14 protein-coding genes are annotated in these 23192 nt (G+C 74.4%); 9 read left to right on the top strand and 5 right to left on the bottom strand.

The genetic code is table 11. The features are described from left to right. The first annotated feature begins 23 nt into the window (after positions 1-23). The 9 genes from ACFW1A_RS08400 (at position 24) to ACFW1A_RS08360 (ending at position 13938) form a co-directional block, all read left to right on the top strand. Positions 24-1070 carry a zinc-binding dehydrogenase gene (locus tag ACFW1A_RS08400; protein WP_380406287.1) on the top strand — a complete coding sequence of 349 codons (1047 nt, stop codon included), beginning with the start codon at positions 24-26 and terminating at the stop codon, positions 1068-1070. Next, positions 1067-3217 carry a beta-galactosidase gene (locus tag ACFW1A_RS08395; RefSeq protein ID WP_380406284.1) on the top strand — a complete coding sequence of 717 codons (2151 nt, stop codon included), beginning with the start codon at positions 1067-1069 and terminating at the stop codon, positions 3215-3217. The genes ACFW1A_RS08400 and ACFW1A_RS08395 overlap by 4 nt, the downstream gene beginning before the upstream one ends. Then, complete coding sequence (locus ACFW1A_RS08390; RefSeq protein WP_380406282.1) at positions 3214-4167, top strand: ROK family protein; 954 nt, start codon at positions 3214-3216, stop codon at positions 4165-4167. The genes ACFW1A_RS08395 and ACFW1A_RS08390 overlap by 4 nt, the downstream gene beginning before the upstream one ends. 252 nt (positions 4168-4419) lie before the next feature. Next, on the top strand, positions 4420-4614 hold the full coding sequence (locus ACFW1A_RS08385; RefSeq protein ID WP_380406279.1) for a thiazolylpeptide-type bacteriocin: 195 nt from the start codon (positions 4420-4422) through the stop codon (positions 4612-4614). A gap of 120 nt (positions 4615-4734) precedes the next feature. Next, entirely contained in the window at positions 4735-7392 is a 2658-nt protein-coding gene (locus ACFW1A_RS08380; protein ID WP_380406276.1) for a lantibiotic dehydratase, read from the top strand. Next, positions 7389-8606, top strand: coding sequence for a lantibiotic dehydratase C-terminal domain-containing protein (locus tag ACFW1A_RS08375; protein WP_380406273.1), 1218 nt, complete (start codon positions 7389-7391; stop codon positions 8604-8606). The genes ACFW1A_RS08380 and ACFW1A_RS08375 overlap by 4 nt, the downstream gene beginning before the upstream one ends. 58 nt (positions 8607-8664) lie before the next feature. After that, on the top strand, positions 8665-10389 hold the full coding sequence (locus ACFW1A_RS08370) for a hypothetical protein (RefSeq protein WP_380406270.1): 1725 nt from the start codon (positions 8665-8667) through the stop codon (positions 10387-10389). Beyond that, positions 10386-12278, top strand: coding sequence for a TOMM precursor leader peptide-binding protein (locus ACFW1A_RS08365; protein WP_380406267.1), 1893 nt, complete (start codon positions 10386-10388; stop codon positions 12276-12278). The genes ACFW1A_RS08370 and ACFW1A_RS08365 overlap by 4 nt, the downstream gene beginning before the upstream one ends. A 22-nt stretch (positions 12279-12300) precedes the next feature. Then, the gene (locus ACFW1A_RS08360; protein WP_380406264.1) at positions 12301-13938 is read left to right on the top strand and encodes a thiopeptide-type bacteriocin biosynthesis protein; all 1638 of its coding nucleotides are present in this window, start codon (positions 12301-12303) and stop codon (positions 13936-13938) included. Positions 13939-14084: 146 nt separating this feature from the next. Here ACFW1A_RS08360 and ACFW1A_RS08355 read toward each other — a convergent pair whose 3' ends face one another. The 5 genes from ACFW1A_RS08355 to ACFW1A_RS08335 form a co-directional block, all read right to left on the bottom strand. Further along, complete coding sequence (locus ACFW1A_RS08355; protein ID WP_380406261.1) at positions 14085-14978, bottom strand: carbohydrate ABC transporter permease; 894 nt, start codon at positions 14976-14978, stop codon at positions 14085-14087. After that, positions 14975-15856, bottom strand: a complete 882-nt coding sequence (locus ACFW1A_RS08350; protein WP_380406258.1) for a carbohydrate ABC transporter permease — start codon at positions 15854-15856, stop codon at positions 14975-14977. Before ACFW1A_RS08350 ends, ACFW1A_RS08355 begins: the two co-directional genes overlap by 4 nt. Next, positions 15856-17193 carry an extracellular solute-binding protein gene (locus tag ACFW1A_RS08345; RefSeq protein ID WP_380406255.1) on the bottom strand — a complete coding sequence of 446 codons (1338 nt, stop codon included), beginning with the start codon at positions 17191-17193 and terminating at the stop codon, positions 15856-15858. The genes ACFW1A_RS08350 and ACFW1A_RS08345 overlap by 1 nt, the downstream gene beginning before the upstream one ends. A 675-nt stretch (positions 17194-17868) precedes the next feature. Next, complete coding sequence (locus tag ACFW1A_RS08340) at positions 17869-18672, bottom strand: IclR family transcriptional regulator (RefSeq protein WP_380406252.1); 804 nt, start codon at positions 18670-18672, stop codon at positions 17869-17871. Positions 18673-18934: 262 nt separating this feature from the next. Then, positions 18935-23053, bottom strand: coding sequence for a beta-galactosidase (locus ACFW1A_RS08335; RefSeq protein ID WP_380406249.1), 4119 nt, complete (start codon positions 23051-23053; stop codon positions 18935-18937). Positions 23054-23192: the final 139 nt, after the last annotated feature.

Raw genomic sequence — 23192 nt, 5'->3', positions numbered from 1 at the left:
GGTCAGAGATCCGGGAGGCGCCCATGAGGGCCGTCGTGTTCGAGGATGTCGGCCGGGCGGGCCTGCACACCCATGGGGTTCCTCCGTACGGCGCCGGCGAGGTCGTGGTCGAGGTGGCGGCCACCGGCGTCTGCGGCACCGACCGGGCGATCCTGCTGGGCGAGTTCCCCGCCCGGCGGGGCGTGGTGCTGGGACACGAGGCGGTCGGCGCGGTCGCGGCGGTCGGGGCCGGCGTCGGCTCGGTGGCGCCGGGCGACCGGGTGGTGATCAATCCGACCTACTCCTGCGAGCTGTGCCGTCCCTGTCGCCGGGGGCTGGCGGCACACTGCGGGGCGAAGGCGGGCCGGGAGGTCGGCGTCGACCGGGACGGCACGATGGCCGACTTCGCGGTCGTGCCCGAGCGCTCCGTCCGGCAGCTGCCCGCCGGCGTGTCCTACCGGCGCGGAGCCCTGGTGGAACCGCTCGCCTGCGTGCTGAACAACCTGACGGCGGCTCGGCTGCGCCCGGACGACCGGGTGCTCGTGATCGGCGCCGGTCCGATCGGCTCGCTGTGCGCGCTGGTGCTGGCCCGGCGCGGCGCCAGGGTGGCGCTGGCCGAGCGGGATCCCGGGCGGGCGGCCCTCGCGCGCCGGCTGCTGCCGGGCACGGTGCGGGTGCTGGCGCCGGAGGAGGCGGCGGACACGCCCGGGGCCGGCAGCCCCGACGTGGTGATCGACACCACCGGGTCGCTGCCGGGCGATGTGCTGGGCACCGTGGCGGCCGGGGGCACGGTCGTGGTGATGGGCGAGAAGGAGGCCGCCGTCGCCACCGTTCCGCTGCGGCCCCTGGTGACCCGGGGGATCCGCCTGGTGGGGGCCGGACCGTACCGGCCGACCGACTTCGACCTGGCGGTGGACCTCGCGCAGGACCTGCCGCTCGACGACCTGGTGACCCACGTCCTGCCGCTGGAGCGGCACGCCGAGGCCTTCGCGCTGCTGGCGGTCCCACCCGGCGGTCCCGGACCGTCGGGGTCGGGAGCGTACGGCGCGATGAAGGTCCTGCTGGCGGCGGACGAAGGCCTGGTGCCGTGACGCCCGGCCGACGGGACGGCGCCCGGCCCCGCTTCGTGGACGGCACGCTGTGGCTGGACGGGCGCCCCCAGTTCCTCGTCACGGGCGAGTACCCGTACTACCGGGACCGGCCCGGGCGGTGGGCGGCCAAGCTGGCTGCCGTGCGCGACGCCGGCATCGAGGTGGTGACCTGCTACGTCCCCTGGCGGCACCACGAGGTCGTCACGGGCGACGGTCCGCGGTGGTGCTTCGCCGGCGACGGCACCCGCGACCTGGCCGGCTTCCTGGCGCTGACCGCGGCGACCGGGCTGCTCGCGGTCCTGAAGCCGGGCCCGTTCGTCCATGCCGAGCTGCCCTTCGGCGGCCTGCCCGACCGGGTCAGCCCCACCCTCGACCCGGATCGGCACGCCGCACGGTCGGCCGACGGGCAACCGCTGCGCTGCCAGCAGTTCGTGCTGCCCTCGGCGCTGGACCCGCGGTTCCTCGCGGACGCGACGGACTGGCTCCGCGCCGTCGGGCGCTTCCTGCAGCCCTTCGTGCATCCGCGGGGGCCGGTGGTCGCCGTGCAGATCGGCAACGAGGGACTCTACGGGGAGACCGCGCTGCCGATCGACGCGCTCGACTACTCGCCGCCGGGCACCGACGGATTCGCCAGGTTCGCCCCCGGCGTGGCCGCGCCGACCGGGGCCGCCGGCCCGTGGTCGGCCGAGGCGCTGCACTCCCTGACCAGGTGGGGGCAGTGGTCGGCCGAGCTGCTCGCCACCGGGACGGCCACGCTGGCCGAGGCGCTCGGCCCGGAGCTCCCCGTCTTCACCACCTACTCCCCGCCGGCCTCGGCCGACCGCGTCCCGGACCGGGCAGCCGGACGGTACGACGCCTGGCTGGCCCGGAACCGGGTCGGCGCGGCCGGCACGCTGCCGCGCGCCTACACCAACTGGACCGGTGACGTGCTGCTGGACGAGGCGACGCTGGTCGCCTACGTCCTGGCGGCCAAGGGCGCGCGCGGCCCCAACATCGAGGAGAACTGGGGGCTGCGCTGGGCGGACGCGCGCTGCGCCTTCCCGGTGGTGCCGATCCGCCACGCCCTGCTCGGGGTGGCCTGCGGGGCCACCGGCATCAGCGTCTACCCGGCCTGCGCCACGGCCGGCTGGGGCGAGCACCTGACGGTGGATCGGGCCTGGTTGGCGGAGTCGGGCGGTGACCCGGCCCCGTTCGCTCCGCCGTACGGGAAGGACGCCCCGATCCTGCTGGACGCGGCCCCCGGCCCGTCCTTCGCCGCCCTGCGGGTGCTGACCCACTTCCTGACGGGACGGCAGGACGCGCTGGCCCGGTCCCGACCGGAGCCCGGCGTGCGGTGGGGCGTCCACCCGCCGTACGCGGCCGTCGGCGCGTGGGACCGGGCCGGGGTCGAGGAGTGGCCGGTCCCGTCCGCCGCGCAGACCCTGGTCCCGTTCGTCACGCACTGCCTGCGTCGGAACATGCCGTTCCGCTTGGAGGAGCTCGCCGGCCGGGCCGCGCTCGATCCCGCCGCCGGGCCCCTGGTCACCGTGTCGGGCCGCTTCATGGAGCGGGCCCTGCAGCAGCGGCTCGCCCGGTTCGCCGAGCGCGGCGGGGCGCTGCTGGTACTGGGAGAATTGCCCGCCCTGGACGAGAACCTGACGTCCTGCACCGAACTGGCCGATGCGGTGGCACGGTCCGGGGCGGGCCGGGTGCGCACGGTGGCGCTCGGCGGGCGGTCCGTCGGAGCGGCCGTCGAGGAGTGGCTGGCCGACACCGGCGACGTCCCCGTGCGGGCCGGACCGGGGCCGTGTCTCGAACTGCGCCGGGCCGCCGCGGATCCCGCGGAGGTGCTCGTCTTCCTCTTCAACCGCTCGGCCGGACCCCTGACGGCCCGCACGGAGTACGACGGGCACGCCGTCACGGTCGACCTGGTCGGGGGCGGCTGCGCCGTCGTCCAGGTGGCCCACGGCCGGCTCGGGGCGTGCTACGTGAAGGGGCTGAACGAGCAGACCGGTGCGGGGCTGCCGGTCCGGGTCCGGGTGGGGCGTGACCTGCTGACGGCCGACCGGCCGTGCGACCTGTCCGCGGTGCGCGGTCCGGCCGGCTTCGAGGTGCGGACCGTGGCCGGGCCGGGCGAAGCCGTCGTGACCCTGCCGGAGCTGCCATGACCTCCCCGCCCCCGGCCGATGCGGTCGGCATCGACGTCGGCGCCACCAAGATCGCGGCGGTGCGGGTGACGGCCGACGGCACGGTGGCGGCCCGGGCCCGCCGCGCCACGCCACGCCGCACGGCCGACGAGTTGGTCACCACCATCAGCGGCCTGGTCGCGCAGGTGCGCGGCGAGCGGACCGCCGGCGTCGGGGTCGGGCTCCCGGGGATGGTCGACGCCCGCACCGGGGCCCTGGCGTTCGCCCCCGGCCTGGAGTTCGGGCGGGCCCCGCTACGGGCGCTGCTCGCGGAGGCCCTAGGACTTCCCGTGGTGACCGACAACGACGCCAACGCCGCCGCCTGGGCCGAGTACCGCCTCGGCGCCGGGCGGGCCCACGACCACGCGGTCCTGGTCACCCTGGGCACCGGCCTGGGCTGCGGCGTGGTCGTCGCAGGGCGCCTGCTGCGCGGCGCGCACGGCTTCGCCGCCGAAGCCAGCCACCTGATCGTCGATCCCCAGGGCCCGCCGTGCGAGTGCGGCAAGCGCGGCTGCTGGGGCGTCTCGGCGTCCGGCGCCGCCATCGCACGACTCGGGCAGCAGGCCGCGGCGGCCCGCCCGACGACGCTGCTCGCCCACCTGATCCACCGGGGCACCCGGGCGGCGGGAGAGGCGGTCACCGAAGCCGCCCTCGGCGACGACGAGCAGGCCCTGGCGATCCTGGACCGGATCGGAACCCTCACCGGCACCGGCCTGGCCGCCCTCGCCAACCTCTTCGACCCCGACGTGCTGATCGTCGGCGGCGGCCCGGTCTCGGCCGGCGACCTGCTGCTGGAGCCCGCACGCGCCGCGTTCACCCGCCACCTGTACTCCCCCGCCGACCGCCCACCCGTCCCCGTCCTGCCGGCCCGCTTCGGCAGCGAGGCCGGCGCCGTCGGCGCGGCGCTGCTGGCGCTCGCCCAGGCGCGGTGACGCACCCGCTCACCTGCGGGAGCGCCTGCGGGAGTGCTGCCGGCCCCGTCGACCAGGCCTGATTCCTGCGCACGGCGGCACGGCCCACCCGACCTGATGCAGTGTCGGGTGGGCCGTCGTGCAGTACCGCACCCGCACCGCACCGCCGGTGCCGGTCCGGCCGGCGGCCCCTACAGTCGGTGCCAGATCGGCGCCTGATCGGCTCCACCCGGGATGCATCCCTCCAGCGTTCCCGACGAAGAGGAGACCACCATGTCCGACTCCACGCGCACCGACGGCACCCCCGAGGACCCGAGCTTCGAGCTCCAGGACCTCGACCTGAGCGACCTCACCGTCACCTCGCTCCGCGACACCGCGGCGCTGCCCGACGGCGGGGCCTCCTGGGGCTCCAGCTCCTGCCAGGGTTCCTCGTCCTGTACTCAGCCGACCACTCCCACGGACTCCTGACGCCCACCCGGCGTCATCCGGCTGAGCCGACAGCGAGTTGACAGCCCGCCCCGGGGCGCACGGTGCCCGCCGTGCGCCCCGGGGTACGCGAAGCGGGCGGGACCGGGAGAGGAGCGTGGCGTGTCCGACGGCCGGAGCGACGGCTACTCCGTGAGCAGTGCCCGCTACGCCCTGGTGCGGGCCACCGTGCTGCGCCACCCCGCCGAACGCCCCGGGGCCGCCGCGTTCCGCACGGAACTGGCCCGACTGACCGCGCTGACCACCGAGTTGGCGGAATCGAGTCCGCAGCTCGGCGACGCGCTGTACGCGAGCCGAAGCGGGCACTCGCAGGACTTCCACCGCGAGGTGGTGCTGCCGCTGCGCCGCTCGCTGCACCACGGCCGCCCACCGCGCCCCGCACTGCTCGACCGCCTGGCCGACCTGCCCGAGCGGGTACCCGAGTTGGCCGGCTGGCTGACGCTCCGCCGACGGCACGCCGAGGTGCTCGCCGCCGCGGAGCAGGCCGCGCCGACCGCGCTGGCGGCCGACCGCGAAGCACTCTCGGCGCTCTGCCGGGAACCCGCGCTGGCCCGTGCCATCGCTCTGACCAGCACCGACCTGCTGCGCGCCGTGCAGCGCGCGGGGACCGGTGCCACCGACCGCCGGGCCCGCAAGGAGGAGCCCGGTGTGCTGCGCTACGCGCTGCGGGCCAGTACCAAGACAAGCCCCTTCTCCTGGTTCACCGCCGTCGGTTGGGGTCCGCTGGTCCCCGGTCCGGGAGCCGGCCGCCCGGCCGTCGACCTCGCCGCGCAGACACCGGCCTCGGTGGTCGAGGCCAATCGCACGCTGGTCGCCGCACTCATCCAGGCCCTGCTCGCCTCCCCGCGCCGCCGCGCCGCCGTCCCCCACCGGATGGCCAGCAGCGCGCGGATCGCGGACGGCCGCGCCGGCTACGCCCGCACTCGACCGGTGTTCGCCGGCGGCCGCTACCTGACCACCAGCGAGGAGGAGGTGGCGCTGGCGGCCGGCGGCCCCCTCGCCTTCGTCACCGAGCAGTGTCGACTGCCCAGCAGTCTGGACGAGTTGACCCGGCGACTGGGCTCCGCACTGGGCCACGGCGAGGCCGGTGCCGCGGCCGCCGCCGCGTTCCTGGCCCGACTGGCCGAAGCCGACCTGCTGGTCCCCTGCGAGCCGCTGGACCCGCAGGGCGAGGCACCGCTGGAGCAGCTGGCGCAGTGGCTGCGGGCCTGGCCGGAGGACGCCCCACTGGTCGAGCAGATCAGCGAACTCGCCGTGCGCACAGGCACGTTCGCGGATTCGCCCGCCGCCCGGCGTCCGGCGGTCCTCGCCGACCTGACGACCCGGTGGGCCGAGCTGCTGGCCGGCGCCGGCCGCCCGGTGCCGGAGCAGGGCGCACCGCTCACCGTGCTCGCCGAGGACGTGGTGCTGCCGGCACCGATCCCGCCGGACGCTCTGCTGTCGCCCGCCGACACCGAAGCACTGCGTGAACTGACCCCGCTCGCCGAACTGTTCGACCTCGGCCAGGTGGTGCGCCGACTGGTCCGCGACCGGTTCGTGGCCCGCTACGGGCCGGGCGGGAGCTGCCCGCACATCTGGGAGTTCGGCCCGGAGGTGGCCCATGCCTGGGAGCAGGCCTGGCAGATGGCGAACCTCGCGCCCGGACCGGCGCTCCCGAGCGGGCTGGCGGAGCTGGCCGAGCTGCGCGCGGCCGTGCGGGCGCAGGTGCGGGCCGCGAACGGTCCGGAGGCCGGGGACGTCGTGCTGCCCACCGCCCCGGTCCGCGACCTCGGTCCGCGCCTGCCCGCGTGGGTCCTCGAACGGCCGCTCAGCTACGCATACTTCGTCCAGCGCGACGCGGACGAGGGGCTGCTCTGCGTCAACCACGTGTACGGCGGCTGGGGCCGGTTCACCAGCCGCTTCCTGGGCTCGCTGGATCCCGCCGCCACCGTCGAGGTCGCCCGTCAGGTCCGCCGCGGCCTCGGGCGCTCGGCGCGGGCCGCCCAGGTGCGTCCGGTGGGCGGGTTCAACGCCAACGTGCACCCGCTGCTGGTCCCCGACGAGATCGGGCCCGACCGGCGGTGGGCCTCGATCGGCGAGTCCGAACTGGACCTGGTCCACGACCGGGCGGGCGACCAGGTCAGGTTCCGGCTGCGGGCCACCGGCGAGCTGCTCGACGTGCTCTACCTGGGCTTCCTCTCCCCCGTCATGCTGCCGCGTCGGCTCACCGCGCTGCTCAGCGACCACCCGCACGGTGTGGTCGACCTCCGCCCGCTGCTGCCGCACCGCACACTCCCGGCACCCGGCGGCCAGGTGGCCCGCACGCCCAGGCTGACCTACCGTCACCTGGTGCTGGAGCGGCGCCGCTGGCAGCTGCCCGCCGAGGTGGCCGGCGCGCTCCGGGCCGAGCTCGCCGCCGACCACGAGGTCCCGGCGGCGACCGTGGCCCGCTGGCGGTCGCTGCTCGGCCTGCCCGAGCAGCTCTTCCTGCGCCCGGCACCGGTGGCGGCGCAGCGCTGGACCGCGGACCAGCTGGTGGCCCAGCTCCAGCAGCCCAAGCCGCAGTTCCTCGACCTCGGCAGCGCCCTCCACCTGCGCTGCCTGTCCCGCTGGCTGGCCCGCCACCCGGCGGGGGTGGTACTGGAGGAGGCCCTGCCGGCCCCCGGCGGGCGGCCCGAGGAGAGCGGGGCCGTCGAGCTGGTGGCGGAGGTGTTCCGGGCGGGCCGCAGCCGGGAGGCGGAGCGGAGCGGGCCGGACGCACCGGACGGGCCGACCGCATGACGCCGAGCGACCGGACCGAGCAGACCGAGCAGACCGAGCAGGAGGCAGCCTTGTCCGACGCGGCCGCGCGTGACGTCGTCACCTACTACCGCGAGCCGGTCAAGGGCCCGCTGCTGCGCGAGGTGCTGCTGCCGCTCGCCGAGCGCCACACCGGGCAGGGTCTGCGCGTCCACGTGGAACGGCACTGGCTGCACGGTCCGCACCTGCGGCTGCGGATCGACGGGCCGGAGCCCTCGGCAGCGCCGGACACCTCGACGGACCGTCAGGTGATCGCCGCCGCGGACCAGGCGGCCGCCGCCGTCCGCGCGTGGCTGCGCGAGCACCCGTCCCGCAGCGGGCTCGGCGAGGCCGAGCTGCTCGCCGAGGCCGCGGCGGCCGGCCGGATCGAGCTGGTCCCGCCGCCGTACACGCCGGTGCACCCCGACAACACCGTCCGGATCGAGCGCGTGGACCGGTCGGCCACCCGTGAGCTGCTCGGCCCCGACGGCACCGCCCTGCGCGAGGACCTGCTGCGGCTCGGCCTGCCCGCCCTGCGCGCGGCCGCCGACTTCCTCGGCGAGCAGCGGGACAGCGCCGCCGCCCGGCTGCAACTGCTGGTGGCGGCGCTCACCGCGCACGCCGCCGCGCACCCCGCCTCCCTGGTGAGCGGGCACTACTCGTACGTCTCGCACCTGGAGGAGCACCTGCTGCACGACGACCCGGACGGGCGGCTGCGCCGGAGCTTCGAGCGGCACTGGCAGGCCTCGCGCCCGGCGGTGACCGCGCTGGTCGGACGGGTCGCCGCCGGCGAGCTGCTGGACCGGGAGAAGGCGTGGGCCGACTGGTCGGCACAGGCCTGGCGCCTGACGAAGCGTCGATTCGACACCGGGGCCGATCTGACCGTGCGCCCGGCGGCCTACCGTGCCCGGGCCGCCGCCACCGGCGACCCGGCCCAACTGGCCCGCTGGAGCCCCGACCTCCGCACCCGGTACAGCGAGTTCCACCAGCTCCTGCAGCGCGCCGACCCGCACGGCGCGATGTTCTCCCACCCCGACTACCTGGTCCACCGTGCCTGCACCAACGGGCTGTACCGCCTCTTCACCATCTGCGACGTCCGCCCGGTGGAGCGCTACCTGGCGGCCTACCTGGTCACCCGCGCCGTCCCGGACCTCACGGGCCACCACTGGCGCGACCACCTGCACGAGGTGATCGCCACGGTGGAGCGCACGCCGTGACCGGGCACCCGTGGCACGACCGATCCCACGAGACCGTCACCGCGGCGGAGGAGGCACCATGACCGCTCCCGTCACCACCCCGGCCGCCACCCTGCCCGGCGCGCCCACCGAGCCCGACGCACTCGACGGGCTCGCGCGGGTGCGGCTGCGGCCGGGGGTGGCGGTCACCCCGCTGCAGGGCGGCCTGCACCTGCGCGGGTGGCGGTCCGGCGTGACCCTGGAGGGCAGTCGCGCGCTGCCCGCACTCTGGCAGCTGCTCGCGGCGGCGCTCGAGACCGGCGACCACGCCGCCCTCGTCACCCGCGCGCCGGCCGGCACTCCACTGCGCGCCGCCCTGAACACCCTCCTCGGGCACCTGCGGGCGCACGATCTGCTGGTCGACCGTGCCGGGTCCACACCGGACTGGCTGCACGCAGCGGCGGCCCGCCCCGGAGCAGCGGCGGCCGCCGTCGCGGCGGCCCACCCCCGCATCCTCGACGCGGACCCGGCCGGGCCGTTCGCCCGCGCCGCAGCCCGTGCCCTCAGCCGGGCCGGCGCCACGCCGACCACGGTCCGGTCCCCCGGCGGGTTCCTCCTGCTGACCGCCGGGCCCGGCGGCGCCACGGCGGTCGGCGCGGCACTGACCGGCGACGGCGGCTTCGTCACCGCTCCCGGCACCCCCGCACAGGTCGCCCAGGACGCGCGAACGCTGACCGTCCGGCTCGGCCCGCCGACCGCCGCCACCGCGACGCAGGCCCCGGCCGCGCAGACCGCCCTCCTCGCGGGCGCCGCCGCGCACCGCCTGCTCTGCGCCGTCGCCGGGCTGCCCGACCCGGCCGCCGAGGGCGAGGACGACCACGTCCTGCCGGGCGTGCCGGCCGTGCTGGTCGCCACCGCCGCACCGCTGCGCGCCAGTTACCGCAGCTGGCTCGGCCCGCGCCGGCCCGCCCCCGGCCCCGCCGCGCCCCCGCTCGCCCCGCCGGACACCCTCGCGCAGGCCATGCACCGGCTGACCGCCCTCACCGACGAGCGGCTCGGCGTGCTGCCGGAACCCCTGCCACCCGGCACCCTGTCCCAGCTGCTCGTCGCCCGGGTCAGCTGCCCCGCCCCCGGGGGCACCCTCCTCGCGGCCGCCGCCCGCACCGACCTGGCCCGGCTGGACGCGCTCTGCCGAGCGGCCGAGCTGCACCTGGGCGGGCCGCAGTCGCCCGGCCTCGCGGTCGGCGCGACCGAGCAGCACGCCTGGGGCCGCGCCCTGCGGCGCGCCACCGCGACCACCACCGCGGGCGAGCCGCTGCCCGACCGCAGCTGGACCGACCACCCGCAGGCCCGGTACTGGTGGCACACGCTCACCGCGCGACTCCACCAGCGGGCCGAACTCGTGGTCGCCCGACTCGCCCCCGGGGTGCACGCCGCCACCGTCCGGCTGCCCGGCCTGCCATCCACCGGCGCGGTCGAGGCGACGGCCGGTGACGCCGCCGCCTTCGCCGCCCTCGGCGCCGTGGCACGGACCGTCAGCGCGGACCTGACCCACCGTCACCTCGCCCTGCCCAGCGGCGCCGGTGCCGCGCTCGCGGTCGCCGGCCTGGAGCTGACGAGTTGGGAGGACGAGGGCTGGACGACCGGCTGGCTGGCCGCCGTCGCCGACCGCGAGCCCGCCCTGCTCACCGCCCTGCACGAGCTCACCGGCCTGCGCGCCGCACCCGCGGATCTCCCGCGCCCCGACCCGCGAGGCATCGCCGGCGCCCTCCGCACCTGCGGCTACACCGTCCTCACCACGACCACGGACAGGTCCGCCCCATGACCGACACCACCACCCTCGCCGCCGGCGGCACCCTCCCCGTCCTCACCGCCGACGCCGCCCTCGCCGCCACCACCGGCGCCGCCCTCGTCCTCCTCCCCGACTGGACCCTGGGCCTGGCCGAGCAGCTCAGCAGGCACGCACTCGGCCACCCCGTGACCCAGGTGCCGGTCCGCTGTGACGGTGCGGTGACCGTGGTCGGCCCGGTGCTGCGGCCGGGGGCAGCGGCCTGCCTGTGCTGCACCGAGTACCAGCGGCTGGCCACCACCAGCGGCCGCGTGCCGTGGCAGAGCCCGGGACTGCGCCTCGCCGGCCTGGTGCTGCCGGCCCTGGACGAGGCCGTCGCGACCCTGGCCGCCGACCTGCTCGCCGCCCCCACCGCCGAACCGACCGCCACGGTCCACCTGGTCCACCAGGCCCGCGCCACCTGGTCCACCCACCGGATCCGCCCGGTCGGCGGCTGCCCGGTCTGCGCGCCGCTCCCGCCCGACTCGGCGCAGGCCGCCGAACTGTCCCTGGCGCCGGTCGCGTTGCCGGATCCGTCCGTGCTGCGCGGCGCCAACTCCCGGACCGGCGCCGTGGACCTGCGGGCCGCGCTGCTGGACGAGCGGTTCGGTCCGGTGCGGCGGGTGCTCCGCGCCGAGGACTCGACGTACAGCCTGACCAGCGCCTACCTCACCGACGGCAGCGCGGTGGACGTCGGCGGCTACGGGCGGGCGGCGGACTTCGAGAACAGCGAACGGGTGGCGCTGTTCGAGGTCGTGGAGCGGCTGACCGGGATGCGGCCCGCCGGCCGCCGGACGGTGCTGCGCGCCTCCTTCGCGCAGTTGGGCGCCGACCGTGCCGTGGACCCCGAGCGGCTCGGCCTGCCCGACCCCGCCCACCTCGGCCATCCGGCCGGCCGGTCCGTGCCGTACACCCCGGAGCTGGAACTGGACTGGGTGCACGGCTGGTCGCTGACCGCCGGCCGGGCCGTGGCGGTGCCCGAGCACGTCGCCTACTGGGAGCCGGCGGACCACCACCGGCCACGGGTCGTCTACGAGTGCTCGAACGGCTGCGGGCTGGGCAACAGCCCGGAAGAAGCAGTGCTGTACGGCCTGTTCGAGGTGGCCGAACGGGACGCGTTCCTGATGGCCTGGTACACCGCGACACCGCTGCGCCGGATCGCGCTGCCCACCGAGGACCCCGAGGTGCTCGCGCTCGCCGACCGCACGGCGCTGCTCGGCTACCGCCTGCTGGTGCTCGACGCCACCAACGACCTCGGCATCCCGGCGGTGGTCGCCGTCTGCCAGTACCAGGGGTCCGCGCCGGACGCGCCGCGCACCTTCCTCGCCGCCGGCGCCCACCACGACCCGCTCCGGGCGATCCGCTCGGCGGTGGTCGAGGTGGTCACCACCGTGCAGGCCTCCGCCCGGCGTGCGCAGGCCGACGAACGCCCGTACGCGGCGGAGCGGTTGCGCCCGATGCTGGACCGGCCCGAGCTGGTTCGCAACCTGGACGACCACGTCGGCCTGAACACGCTGCCCGAGGCCCAGCCCCGGTTGGCGTTCCTGTTCGCCGAGACGCCGACGCTGTCCTGGCGCGAGGCGTGGCCGCACGCACCCGAGCCGGTGCGGGACTTGACCGCCCTCCTGGTCCGGACCGTCGAGCGGCTGGCCGACCTCGACCTGGAGGTGATCGCGGTGCGCCAGGAGGAGGCGGGCGTCCGCGAGCGGCTCGGACTGCACGGCGCGAAGGTCGTCGTCCCCGGCACCCTGCCGATGACCTTCGGCCACGTCAACCACCGCACCCGCGGCCTGCCCCGACTGCTGGACGTGCCGTACCGCCTGGGCCGCACCGAACGCCCCTTGAAATACGAAGAGTTGACGCTCCACCCGCACCCCTTCCCGTGAGCTCGACGGACCGAGGACTCCCATGGCCGAGTGGCACAGCTTCCACCTCTTCCTGCACAGCGGCACCGAGGAGGTCGACCGCTTCCTCACCGGCGAACTGGCCCCGCTGCTCGACCGGTTGGTCTCCGAGCGCCGGGCCGACGACTGGTTCTTCATCCGCTACGGCGAGCACGGTCCGCACCTGCGGGTCCGGGTGCGCGGCCTGGCACCGGAGGCCGCCGCCGAACTGCCCGCCACCCTGGCCCGGCTCGGCAAGGCGGTGCCCGCCGTCGAAGGGCCCTGGCCGTCGATGCACGGAGAGGTCCGCCCGGTCCCGTACCGGCCCGAGACCGAGCGTTACGGCGGCGCCGCGGCCCTGCCCGAGGCGGAGCAGGTCTTCACCGTCTCCTCCCGGATCGCGGTGCTGGCGCTGCAGCAACCACCCACCGGTGCCGAGCGTTTGGCGATCGGCCTGGACCTGGCCCAGACCACCGCGCTGGCCCTGGGCCTGGACCGGCTGGCGGGCGCGCAGTGGCTGCGCCGGCACGCGGCGGGCTGGCGCTGGGTCACCGAGGTCCCGCTGCTGCCGGGCGCCGTCGTGCACGCCCACGTCAACTCGGCCTTCGCCGTCCAGCACGAGGCCCTGATGCGGCGGGCGGAGGCGCTGCGGGCCGGGCTCGCGAGTGGTAGCGCCGCGCCCTGGCTGCTGGACTGGGCCGACCGGGTGCGCGACAGCACGGTCCGCGAACCATGGGTCTGGGCCTCGCAACTGCACATGCTCTTCAACCGCCTGGGCATCTCCCCCGACGAGGAGCGGGCCGTCTGCCGGCTGGCCGCCCGCACGCTGTTGGACGCGGGCGAACCCCCGTCCTTCTTCCCCACCGGCCACCGCGCCCCGGACCGCCAGTACCTGGAGCGGAGCAAGTTCCAGGCCGGGCGCACCCAGGACAGCGCGCTGCGCCCGCTGACGGCGGACGAGATGCGCGCCGAGGGCCCGCTGCCCGGCGACCTCGCACTGCCCGCCGGCCCGCTGCCCGCGGTCCCGCTCCACCAGGCCTTCACCAGCCGGGTCTCGGCCCGTGGCCCGCTGCTCGGTCCGCTGTCCGCCGGCACCCTCGGCACCCTGCTCTGGTCCTGCCACGCCGAGAGCCACCGCACCACGCAGGCACTGCCCGACGGCCGCACCCGCGCACTCGTGCACCGCCCCTACCCGAGCGCCGGCGCGCTCTACACCGCCCGCCTGCGGCTGATCGCCCTGTCGGTCGACGGCCTGGTACCCGGCACCTACGACTGCCTGCCGGAGCACCGCTCGCTGCGGCCGGTCGGCCCGGCGCCGTCCCTTACCGAACTCACCGCGCTCTCCTCCTACTTCGCGCGCCCGGCCGACGACCCGGACCTGGTGAACATCGACCGGGCCCCCGCCGTGCTGGGTCTGTACGTCGACCTCGGCCTGCTGCGGCGTCGCTACGGCCTGCGGGCCCTGCGCCTGGGCCTGCTGGAGGCCGGCCACCTGGCCCAGACACTGCTGCTCGGCGCGGCCGCGCTGGGCCTGCGCACCGTCACGATGGCCGGCTTCCTCGACGACCTGACCCACGAGCTCTTCGGCCTGGACGACATCGACCAGCCGCTCCAGTACCTGCTGCCGCTGGGCACGACTCCGGCGACGGAGAGCGCCGACTGAGCCGGCCCCGGGCGGGCAGCGCGGCCGCAGCAGCGGCAGCATGGTGCTGGTCCTGGCCGTGGTCATCGACGGCGGCACACTGCTGATGCGACGGGCCCGGAGTGACCGCCTGAAGCACAGTGCTGACCCCGCCGGCGGCGTTCGGCCTAGCCCTTGACGGCGCCGGCGGTCAGGCCGCGCAGGAAGGAGCGCTGCATGCTGAGGAAGGCGATGACCGAGGGAAGGAGGGCGAGCAGGGATCCGGCGAGGAGAACCCCGATGCCGACCTGGTCGTCGGACCGCAGGGTCTTCAGGGCCAGTGGGAGGGTGAACTGGCTGCTGTCGGTGGCGACCAGGAGCGGCAGCATGTACTGGTCCCAGATCATGGTGAAGCCGAAGATCCCGATGACGCCGAGCGCCGGTCGGCACAGCGGCAGGATGATGCGCCAGAAGACCTGGAACTCCCCCGCGCCGTCGAGCCGGGCGGCTTCCTCGAGTTCGAGCGGGATCTCCTTCATGAACTCGGTCATCACGAGGATGGAGAAGCCCCAGGCACCGACCGGGACGATCATCCCGAGCAGCGACCCGGTGAGGTTCAGGTGGACGACCGGGACGTCGGAGAGCACCAGCGAGAGCGGGATGGCCAGGACTTCCTCCGGCAGCATCATCGTGGCCAGGAAAGCCAGCATCACCAGGTGCATGCCGCGGAAGCGCTTGCGGGCCAGCGCGTAGGAGGCCAGGACGGAGACGGTCACCTGGAGCAGCAGCCCCGCCCCGACGACGACGAAGGAGTTGAGGAGGTAGTGGAAGACGCCCCGGTGCCAGGCGGCGGTGAAGTTGTCGAGGGTCAGGTGGTTCGGCAGCAGGCTGATCCGGCTGGGGTCGGGGACCCGGCTGAACGCTCCGACGGCCACCACGTACAGCGGGCCGGCGAACACGAGCACCAGGAGTGCGTACAGCACTGTCCGACCGGTGACCGCCAACGGTCCTCGCCGGACCTCCCACCCGAGGGCCGAGTCCAGGCCACCGGCGGGGTGTCGGCGCTTGGCAGGTGGGTTCACGGGGTGGCCGCCTTTCCTCGGGTGAGACGCACGAGCAGGGTGAGCGCGAGGGTCACGGCGAAGAGGGCGACCGAGCCGGCGGCGGCGAGGCCGAGGTCGCTCCGCTCCAGGCCGACCTTGTAGATGAGTGTCATCAGGACCTCACTGGAGCCGTCCGGTCCGCCGTTGGTCAGCAGGAAGACCTCGGTGAAGACCCGCATGCTGCGGACCGCGGCGAGAGTGACGACGATGAGGAACACCGGCTTGAGATGGGGCACGACCACGTGACGCAGGCGGCGCCAGGTGCCGGCGCCGTCGATGGAGGCCGCCTCGTAGAGTGCCCGGTCGATGGAGGCCAGGCCCGCCAGGATGATCATCATGTCGTAGGGTGCGCCCTTCCAGATCTCCATCACGAGGATCGAGACCAGGGAGCTGTGGGGCGAGTTGAGGAACTCGGAGGGGCCGAGGCCCAGGGCACCGAGGACCGAGTTGATCGGCCCGGTGGCGGCGGGGTAGTAGAGAAGCCGCCACACCTCGGCGACGGCCGCCATGGTGGCCACCACGGGGAGGAAGACCGCCGACCGGACGAACCAGAGGTGCCGGGCCTGCCCTTCCAGCAGCAGTGCCAGGACGAATCCGATAACGACGCTGCCCGCCGTGGATCCGACCGCCAGCAGCGCCGTGTGCCAGAACGCGTCCAGGAAGGCCGGATTTCCGGCCATCCCCGCGTAGTTGGCGCCGCCGACCCATTGGTCGCCGAGGTAGGGGCGGACCTCCTGGGTGCTCATCGTCAGGGCGCGGGCCATCGGGACGAACTTGAACACCGTGAACAGGGTGAGCGCCGGGAGGAGGAACAGCCACGGGACGAGGCGGGAGGTGACGCCGATCCGCCGCGCCATCAGGGGGCGATCCCCTGCTTGCGGAGCTCGTCGGTGAGCTGCCCGCCGAGCCGCTTCATCGCGTCCTGCGGGGTGAGCGAGCAGTCCGACACCATGGCGTTCAGGACGTCGGCGCTCGTCTGCCGGAACGGGGTCCACGCCTTGACCGTCGGCACGTACGAGCTGTTCTTGTCGTACGCGTTCTGGAAGACGTCCCAGCGCGGGTCCTTGCGGACCTCGCCGCCGTTGACCGCGGTGTTGACGGGGAGCCGGACGATCGCACCGTCCGCTCCGGGGGCCATGCCGATCGTCTGGCCTTCGGGGGACGCCGCGAACTCGGCGAACGCCCGCTGGCCGGCCTGGTTGCGGGAGCCGGCCATCAGGTAGGTGTTCTCCCCCTCGGCGAGCACGCCGCCGGAGCCGGCCGGACCGGCCGGGAGAGCCACGACCTCGTACTTGTCGCGCCCGAGGCTCTTGTCGAACCGCGAGAGCGTGTAGGGGCCGGTCAGGTAGATGCCGGCCTTGCCGCTCTCGAAGCTCTGGTGCGCGGTGGTGGTGTCGCTGGTGGCCGCGCCCGGCTGGACGACCTTCGTCTTGCAGAAGAGGTCCTGGAACCAGGCGGCGGTCGCGACGGACACCGGTCCGCTCACGCCCTGCTCGTAGGTCCGGTGACCGGTGTCCTGCAGGTACGAGACGCCGTTGGCGAGGGCGAAGGAGTTGTAGAACCACGAGAGGTAGCCGCGGGTCGTGGTGCCCGGGATGTTGAAGCCGTAGGTGTCGGCCTTGCCGTCGCCGTCCGGGTCGTCGTCGGTGAACTTCTGGGCCAGTGCCACCAGGTCGTCCCAGGTGCGCGGTTGCTCGGCGCCGACCTTGGTCCGCCAGTCCTTGCGGATGAGCAGGGCGAAGGACTGCGCGGAGAACGGGACCCCGTAGTACTTGCCGTCGATGCCCTGGGCGGCCTGCCACGCACGCGAGTTGATGGTCCCGGCGCCCTTGACGTCCTTCTGGGCGACCTCTCGCACCACACCCTGGTCCACCAGAGTGCCGAGCTGCGCGGTGTCGTTGATCACGAGGTCCGGCAACTCGCGCTGCGCCGCCCGCTGTTGCAGCTTCGTCTCGAAGTCGTCGAAGAGTGCGACGACCTTCATCTTGATCCCGGTGCGGGCGGTGAACGCGTCGGCGAGCCGCTGGGCGGTGGCCGCGGACGGCGAACCCGGCGCCTGCCGGATCCACAACTCGAGCGGGGCGTTCGCGTCCTGGGCGACCGTGGGCTTGGCGCCGCCGGCGCCACAGCCGGCGAGGCCGAGGGTGAGGCCAGTCGCGGCGAGTACGACTGCCGCCTTCTGTCTCTTCATCATCAACAGAGCTCCTATCCACATATGTGGTTGCCGTCTGAGAATGAAACTGCCGGGAGATTAGTTCGGTGCTCACGAGCGAGTCAAGGGTGTGGCTGGGGGGTTTCCGGACCGTGACGCGACCGAGGCCGCGGCGGTGGCCGGCACCGCGCCGACCACCGCGGCAGTCGTGCCACCTGCGACGACGGCCGCCCCCGGACGCGGGGCCGGAGGAGCTCACTGGATCGCCGGCGCGCCCGCGGGAGAGCCGCGGGAGAGGACGTGCCCGGCGGAGGGTGAGCCGACGAAGTCCGGGGCGTCGCGCGATCGGGAACAGGACCGCCCCGGTGGCCGGGGGCCCGCTGGGGCGTGTCGGCCGGCGCCGCCTGGCGGCGGACTGCCGGCACGGCCCCGCAGCTGCCGGCGGGACGATCGACGGGCGGTCGGTACCGGGCACAACCGCTCGGGTTCCCGAGTCCGGAACCCTCCGGGCGGGCGCGCGGCCCGCGGGTGCGGCGGGCAGGCCCGCAGCCTGTGCGGCGGAGCCGGGCGGGCTCAGCTACGGCCGACGGCCGACTCGACGGTCAGGCCGCTGCGGTCGGGGCGAAGCGGTCGGGGCGAAGCAGCCGGGCCGGACTCCGGCACCGGGCTGTCGTGCAGTCCGGCCCGGGCCGCGCTCCGGCCGGGTGCCGGAGAAGGTCAGCGGATCCCTTCCCGCCGCAGGGCCACGGCAAGGCGCGCGGCGTGGGCGACGACGGTCTGGCCGACCTGCCGCACCCGCTCGGGAGTTGCCAGGTCGGCGGGCATGGCGCAGCTGATGGCGTCGGTCGCCGGGATCCGGTATCCGACCACGGCCGCGACGCACGCGACGCCTTCGGTGCCCTGCTGGCTCTCGAAGGCCCAGCCCCTGCTGCGCACCTGGTCGAGTTCGGCCGCCAGGGCGGCGTGGTCGGTCAGGCTCCTCGGGGTGTGGGCCTCCAGCGTGGGCGGGAGGAGGGTCGACACCTCGGCCGGGGTCAGGTCGGCCAGGAGCGCCTGGCCCAGGGCGGTGATGTGGACGGGGAGGCGGCGGCCAACCCGCTGGATGGCGACCACCGGCTGTCGGGACTCGCGCGTGGCGAGGTAGAGCACGTGACCGTCGTCGCGGCGGGCGTAGTGACTGGTGAAGCCGAGCTCGTCGCGGAGGTCCTCGAGCGTGCGGACGGCCACCCGCAGCGCCGGGTCCCGGTCCAGGTAGGCGGTGCCCGAGAGCAGCGCGTGCGGCCCCACACCGAAGGCGAGCCCGGCCTCGTCGGACTCGACCCACTTGAGCTCGCGGAGTGTCCGCACGAGGGCGTGCAGGCTGGAGCGGGGGTAGCCCAGCACCTCCTGGAGCTCGGTCAGGGTGAGCCGGGTGGGCGAGGCCGCGAGGGCCTCGACGATCCGGACGGTCCGCTCCGCCGACTTCACCAGGGTCGGCTCCTCGCCTTCGCGTCCGGATCCGGCTGAGTCGCGCACGGCCATGGCAGGACCCTCCCAGGAAAGCGGGCAGTGACGGGGTTGACGGTGTCATGATCCACGCTGGCGGGACGTCTGCACAAGCTGTCCTCCTATGTGAATCGCATCTCCAATCTAACATCCGATCCGGGTACTGGACGCCGTCGCAGCGGGCCCGTCGGACCGTCCGCCGCGGTCGCCGGTGCCCGGGGCACAGCGGACGTCGGACCGGATTTGGACGGGGCCCGTGCCCGAGCCGTGGTCACGGTGCGGGCACGGGCCCCAGGTGTCAGGAGGAGGCGCAGGTCAGGACGGGATTGACCCAGTCCCCGTGGTCGTTGCCGTTGCCGTCCCCGCCGTCACCGACCACCAGGTCCAGCACCTGGCCGCCGGATACGGGCACGTTGATGCCGACCGGCGTGGAGGTCCCCTTCAGCACCGCGGTGGTGGTGAGCGTCTTGCCGTCGAGGACCACCGAGAAGGTGACCGATCCCGGATCGCCGTGGTCGACCCCGACGGTCGCGGTGAACCTGCTGCACCGCCCCGCCAGATAGACCTGCACGTCGCTCGCCGCGTTGGTGCCCAGACCCTTGGCGTAGACGGTGCCGGCCAGGGTGAGGGGGCCGCCGTCGCCGGCCGCGTTGCCGCCCACGCTGTGGTCACGCTCCACCGGCCCCCACCCGTTCGCGGCCGACATGAACGGCAGATCGCTGACCTGGTCGGTACCCGCCGGGGGCGGCGCGGGGAGCGAGGCGATGATCCGCTCGTCGGACACCGTCGCCGTGCCGCCCGCCCGGGTCAGCTGCACGGTCGCCGTGAGCGCACTGACGTTCGCGGCGTTCGCCGGCGGGGTGACCGTCCAGCTGAACGTGGCCGAGCCGCCCGCGGCGATCGTGGCCACCGACGACGGTGTCGGGCCACCGGCCGTCCAGCCCTGGGGCACCGCCAACGCCGGGGTGACGCCACTCGCGTCGGACTGGCCGGCCGGCACCGACACGGTCGCCGTCGCCGTGAACTGCTGGCCCATGCCCACGGAACCGGGGGTGTGCAGCGCGACCACCGCGCCGGGCGCGGCGGGCATCGCGTAGCGCGCCGCGTCGTAGCGCGGGCTGTCGTTCTGCGCGACGGTCAGCGACGAGGCGTAACTGCCGTAGTTCGTCAGCGCCACCGTGCCCAGCCCGCCCGTGCTCCCGTCGAGGTTCCACACCGCGAGGGAGACGGTGTTGTGGCCGTGCGGGTCCAGCACCCCGTTCGGGATCGGGAAACTGTGCTGGGGTCCCTTGTAGTTGACGTAGTTGCCCAGGTCCCAGCCATTGACATAGATCTCCGCACGGTACTTGCGGGACGGGTCGTCGGTGATGGTCAGGCCCAGTGGGGTGTCCTGGCCGCCGGGCAGGTTGAGGGCGGCATCGGTGGTGTACCAGGAGACACCGGGAGTGGTGTCGGTGGCCGGCAGGGTGACCGGCGCCCAGCTGTCCGTCGGGTAGCCGGGCAGCATCCAGCCGGCCCGTTCCCCGTACAGACCTCCGGTCGCCAGCGGACCGCGGACCGTGTCCACCGGCGTCTCGCCGCCCCGCACGCCCTGCAGGCGCCAGGTGACGGTGCCGAGCGGATCACCGGTCAGCCGGGCCCCGGTCAGGCCGCGGGCCGCCTTGTAGCCGTTGGTCGCCTTGTAGTCCTCCTCATGGCCCATGTTCACCGTGAGGACGGAGCCGATGTTGTCCGCGCCGGTCTTCAGCGCACCTGCGGGGAAGGTGTACGTCTTGCTGCCGTCGGCGGTCGAGCTGCCGAGGGAGACGCCGTTGAGCCAGACCGAGGACGCCCCGGCGCCTCCGCCGCTCTGTGTCGACAGGGTGATGCCGGTGGTGTTGCCGGTGCTGCTGAACCGGCCCCGGTACCACGTGCTTCCGGTGTGGAAGCCGTAGTCGTCGGCGAAGAGCACCGGCAGCGTGACGGGGTCGGTGGTGCTGTTCGTGGCGGTCTCGTCGGCCACCCGCCAGGTGGAGTCGTCGAAGCCCGGCTGCGCCTCGGGGGATTCCTCCTGGTGCTTCCACCCGGTCAGGGCCGGCAGGGTGATCTGTGCGGCGGTGGGGATCGTGCCGGTCAGGCTGCCCGTCGCCGACACCTGTGCGGTCACGGCGCTGCCGTTCCACGTCACCGCGTTCGCGGAGCTGAACACCTCGAGGGTGCCGTCGCTGCCGTTGTCGCCGGTCAGCGCGATGGTCCCACCCTGTGCGACCGCGCCGCGCAGCAGGTGCGTGCCGCGGACCAGGACCGGACCGGAGGCGGTGTCCTGGCGCCAGAACGTCTTCGCCGTCGCCGTGTCGGCGAGCAGCAACAGGAGCGGGTGGGTGCCGCCGCCGATCTGCACCTGGGTCAGGCCCGTGTGCGCGTAGTTCAGCCGCAGGTCACCGGTGGCCGCGTCCCAGGTCGTCGTCACCGTGCCGCCGGTGGCCGTCACGGTGGGCCGGGACGCGTAGTGCAGCACGGTCTCGCCGTCGGAGCCGTGGTCGCCGTAGAGCACCGCCACGTCACGGCCGGCGATCGTCGCGTTCGTCATGATCTCCGACGTGGAGTACCGCAGGTCGTTCCCGCCGAGGTCGTACCCCGCCACCAGGATCTTGCTCGCGCGGCCGGCCAGCGTCAGCGCGGTGCCGGCCTGCTGCGGGACCGTGTAGACCGGCGCGGTGGCGACGTCGATCGCGTCCACCGGGACGAACGTCCCCGAGGAGGACGCGTTCTTCGCGCCCGTCACGGCGATCCGCAGCGTGTGCGAACCGGATGCCAGACCTCTCACCTGGTAGGCCGTGTACTGGCTCTGCTTGCCCGCCCCGTACAGGTCGACCGTCTTCACCTTCGTGCCGTCGAGGAACACGTCCGCGGTGCCGTGGTTGCTGTCGAGACTGCTGATCCACTTCACGCCGGTACCGGTGAAGGAGAGCGAGGCGCTGTCGCCGGCGCTGCTGGAGTACGACTCGGTGTGCTGGTAGTCCCCCGCCGTCCAGCTCTGCTCCGCGCCGACGTGCGACCAGGTGCCGCTGTACGCGACGGCCGCGTCCGGGTCGTCGTAGGTGTAGCCCGGGTGGGTGCTCAGATCGACGGTCAGGTGCGCCGCGTCGGTGGTCGTCGCCGTCGCATCGGCGTGCCGCAACACGTGGAACTGCGTACCTGTGCCCGAGTTGGTGCGCGCGGTGTCGACGATCTTCGTGTTGTCGGTCGGGACCGGGGGCAGCGCGTCGGTCGCGGTCAGGGGCGCGACCGCCTGGGTGAAGTAGCCGATCAGCTTGTCCTCGTCGTACTTCGGGTCCAGCTGCCGGTTCTCGCGGATCGCGGCGCCGTAGTCGTACGACGTGTAGTTCTGCGGCATGCCCAACCAGCCCCAGTTGGTGCCGCCGTAGGTCATGTAGAAGCTCTGCGACGTGGCGCCGACCGCAATGTTCTGCTTGTAGAACACATCGGCGAACTGGTCGTTGATGAGCTGCGCGCACTTGTCGTAGCCCGGACCGCCCCACGGGTCGAACGCGCCGCCCTGGAACTCCACGGTCATCAGTGGCTTGCCGGCCGGGTGGTCGTAGCTGATGTCCGGCACGCCCTTCCACTGCGTCGGGTTGCTGCAGTTGAAGCCCTGGGGGTAGGAGTCGACCCCGTCGACGTCCAGCGCGCCGTTGCCCGAGTTGAAGGTGCCGTTGTTGTTGCCGATCAGCGGCACGGTGATGCCGTCCGCGGTGGCCTTGTCCTCAAGGTGTTTCATGTACGTCCGGGCGGCCGTGCTGTTGTCGTAGAACTCGTTCTCGACCTGGTACTCGATCACCGAGCCCCGGCCGTCGGTGAGCTGGTGACGGGCCAGGATGCGGTCGATCTGCGTCTGCCATTCGTCGCTGTAGGCCAGGTACGCCTGATCGCCGCTCCGTCCGGTGCCCGGTCTGCTGGACAGCCAGCCCGGGAAACCGCCGCCGTCCACCTCGGCGTTGATGTACGGACCCGGGCGGGCGATCACGTAGATCCCCAGCTGGTCGGCCATGTCCAGCAGCCGGTCCACGTCCCGCACGCCCGTGAAGTCGTAGACGCCGGGGGCCGGCGAGTGGTAGCCCCAGTCGAAGTAGAGCGACACGGCGTTGAACCCGGCCGCCTTCATCTTCTGCAGGACGTCGAGCCACAGGTCCTGGCTCGGCAGCCGGAAGTAGTGGAACTCTCCCGACCACAGGTAGGTGCGCTTCCCGTCGATCTTGAACGAGTAGCCGTCGTACGTCACGGTGTGCGCGGTGGCCGCGGCCGGCGCCGAACCGGTGGCGGCCGCGGTGCTCGCACCGGCGCCCAGACCGGCACCCAGGCCGAGTGCCAGGGCCAGGGTGGCGACGACGGATGTGAGGCGCGCCAGGATTCCTCGGCGCGCGCGGTGAACAGGCATGGATGACCTTCCGGGTCACGGGTGGCTACGGGTGGGACAGTGGCGCCGGGACGCCGGCGTCGGGGGTGGGCTCGCTGCGTCTGTTACACAAGTGACGCCCCCGACGACGGCGGGCGGGGAGAACCAGGGCGACGCCGTG

It is taken from the genome of Kitasatospora sp. NPDC058965 (genome assembly GCF_042741245.1).
In the GTDB taxonomy this organism is placed as follows: Bacteria; Actinomycetota; Actinomycetes; order Streptomycetales; family Streptomycetaceae; genus Kitasatospora.
The sequence above is the reverse complement of the archived record's forward strand: the minus strand, read 5'-3'. Positions and strand labels throughout refer to the sequence as shown.

Coding starts and splice junctions, on each gene's coding strand:
- ACFW1A_RS08400 (WP_380406287.1), top strand. CDS start 24: ATGAGGGCCGTCGTGTTCGAGGATGTCGGCCGGGCGGGCCTGCACACC.
- ACFW1A_RS08390 (WP_380406282.1), top strand. CDS start 3,214: ATGACCTCCCCGCCCCCGGCCGATGCGGTCGGCATCGACGTCGGCGCC.
- ACFW1A_RS08385 (WP_380406279.1), top strand. CDS start 4,420: ATGTCCGACTCCACGCGCACCGACGGCACCCCCGAGGACCCGAGCTTC.
- ACFW1A_RS08375 (WP_380406273.1), top strand. CDS start 7,389: ATGACGCCGAGCGACCGGACCGAGCAGACCGAGCAGACCGAGCAGGAG.
- ACFW1A_RS08370 (WP_380406270.1), top strand. CDS start 8,665: ATGACCGCTCCCGTCACCACCCCGGCCGCCACCCTGCCCGGCGCGCCC.
- ACFW1A_RS08365 (WP_380406267.1), top strand. CDS start 10,386: ATGACCGACACCACCACCCTCGCCGCCGGCGGCACCCTCCCCGTCCTC.
- ACFW1A_RS08360 (WP_380406264.1), top strand. CDS start 12,301: ATGGCCGAGTGGCACAGCTTCCACCTCTTCCTGCACAGCGGCACCGAG.
- ACFW1A_RS08350 (WP_380406258.1), bottom strand. CDS start 15,856: ATGGCGCGGCGGATCGGCGTCACCTCCCGCCTCGTCCCGTGGCTGTTC.
- ACFW1A_RS08345 (WP_380406255.1), bottom strand. CDS start 17,193: ATGATGAAGAGACAGAAGGCGGCAGTCGTACTCGCCGCGACTGGCCTC.
- ACFW1A_RS08340 (WP_380406252.1), bottom strand. CDS start 18,672: ATGGCCGTGCGCGACTCAGCCGGATCCGGACGCGAAGGCGAGGAGCCG.
- ACFW1A_RS08335 (WP_380406249.1), bottom strand. CDS start 23,053: ATGCCTGTTCACCGCGCGCGCCGAGGAATCCTGGCGCGCCTCACATCC.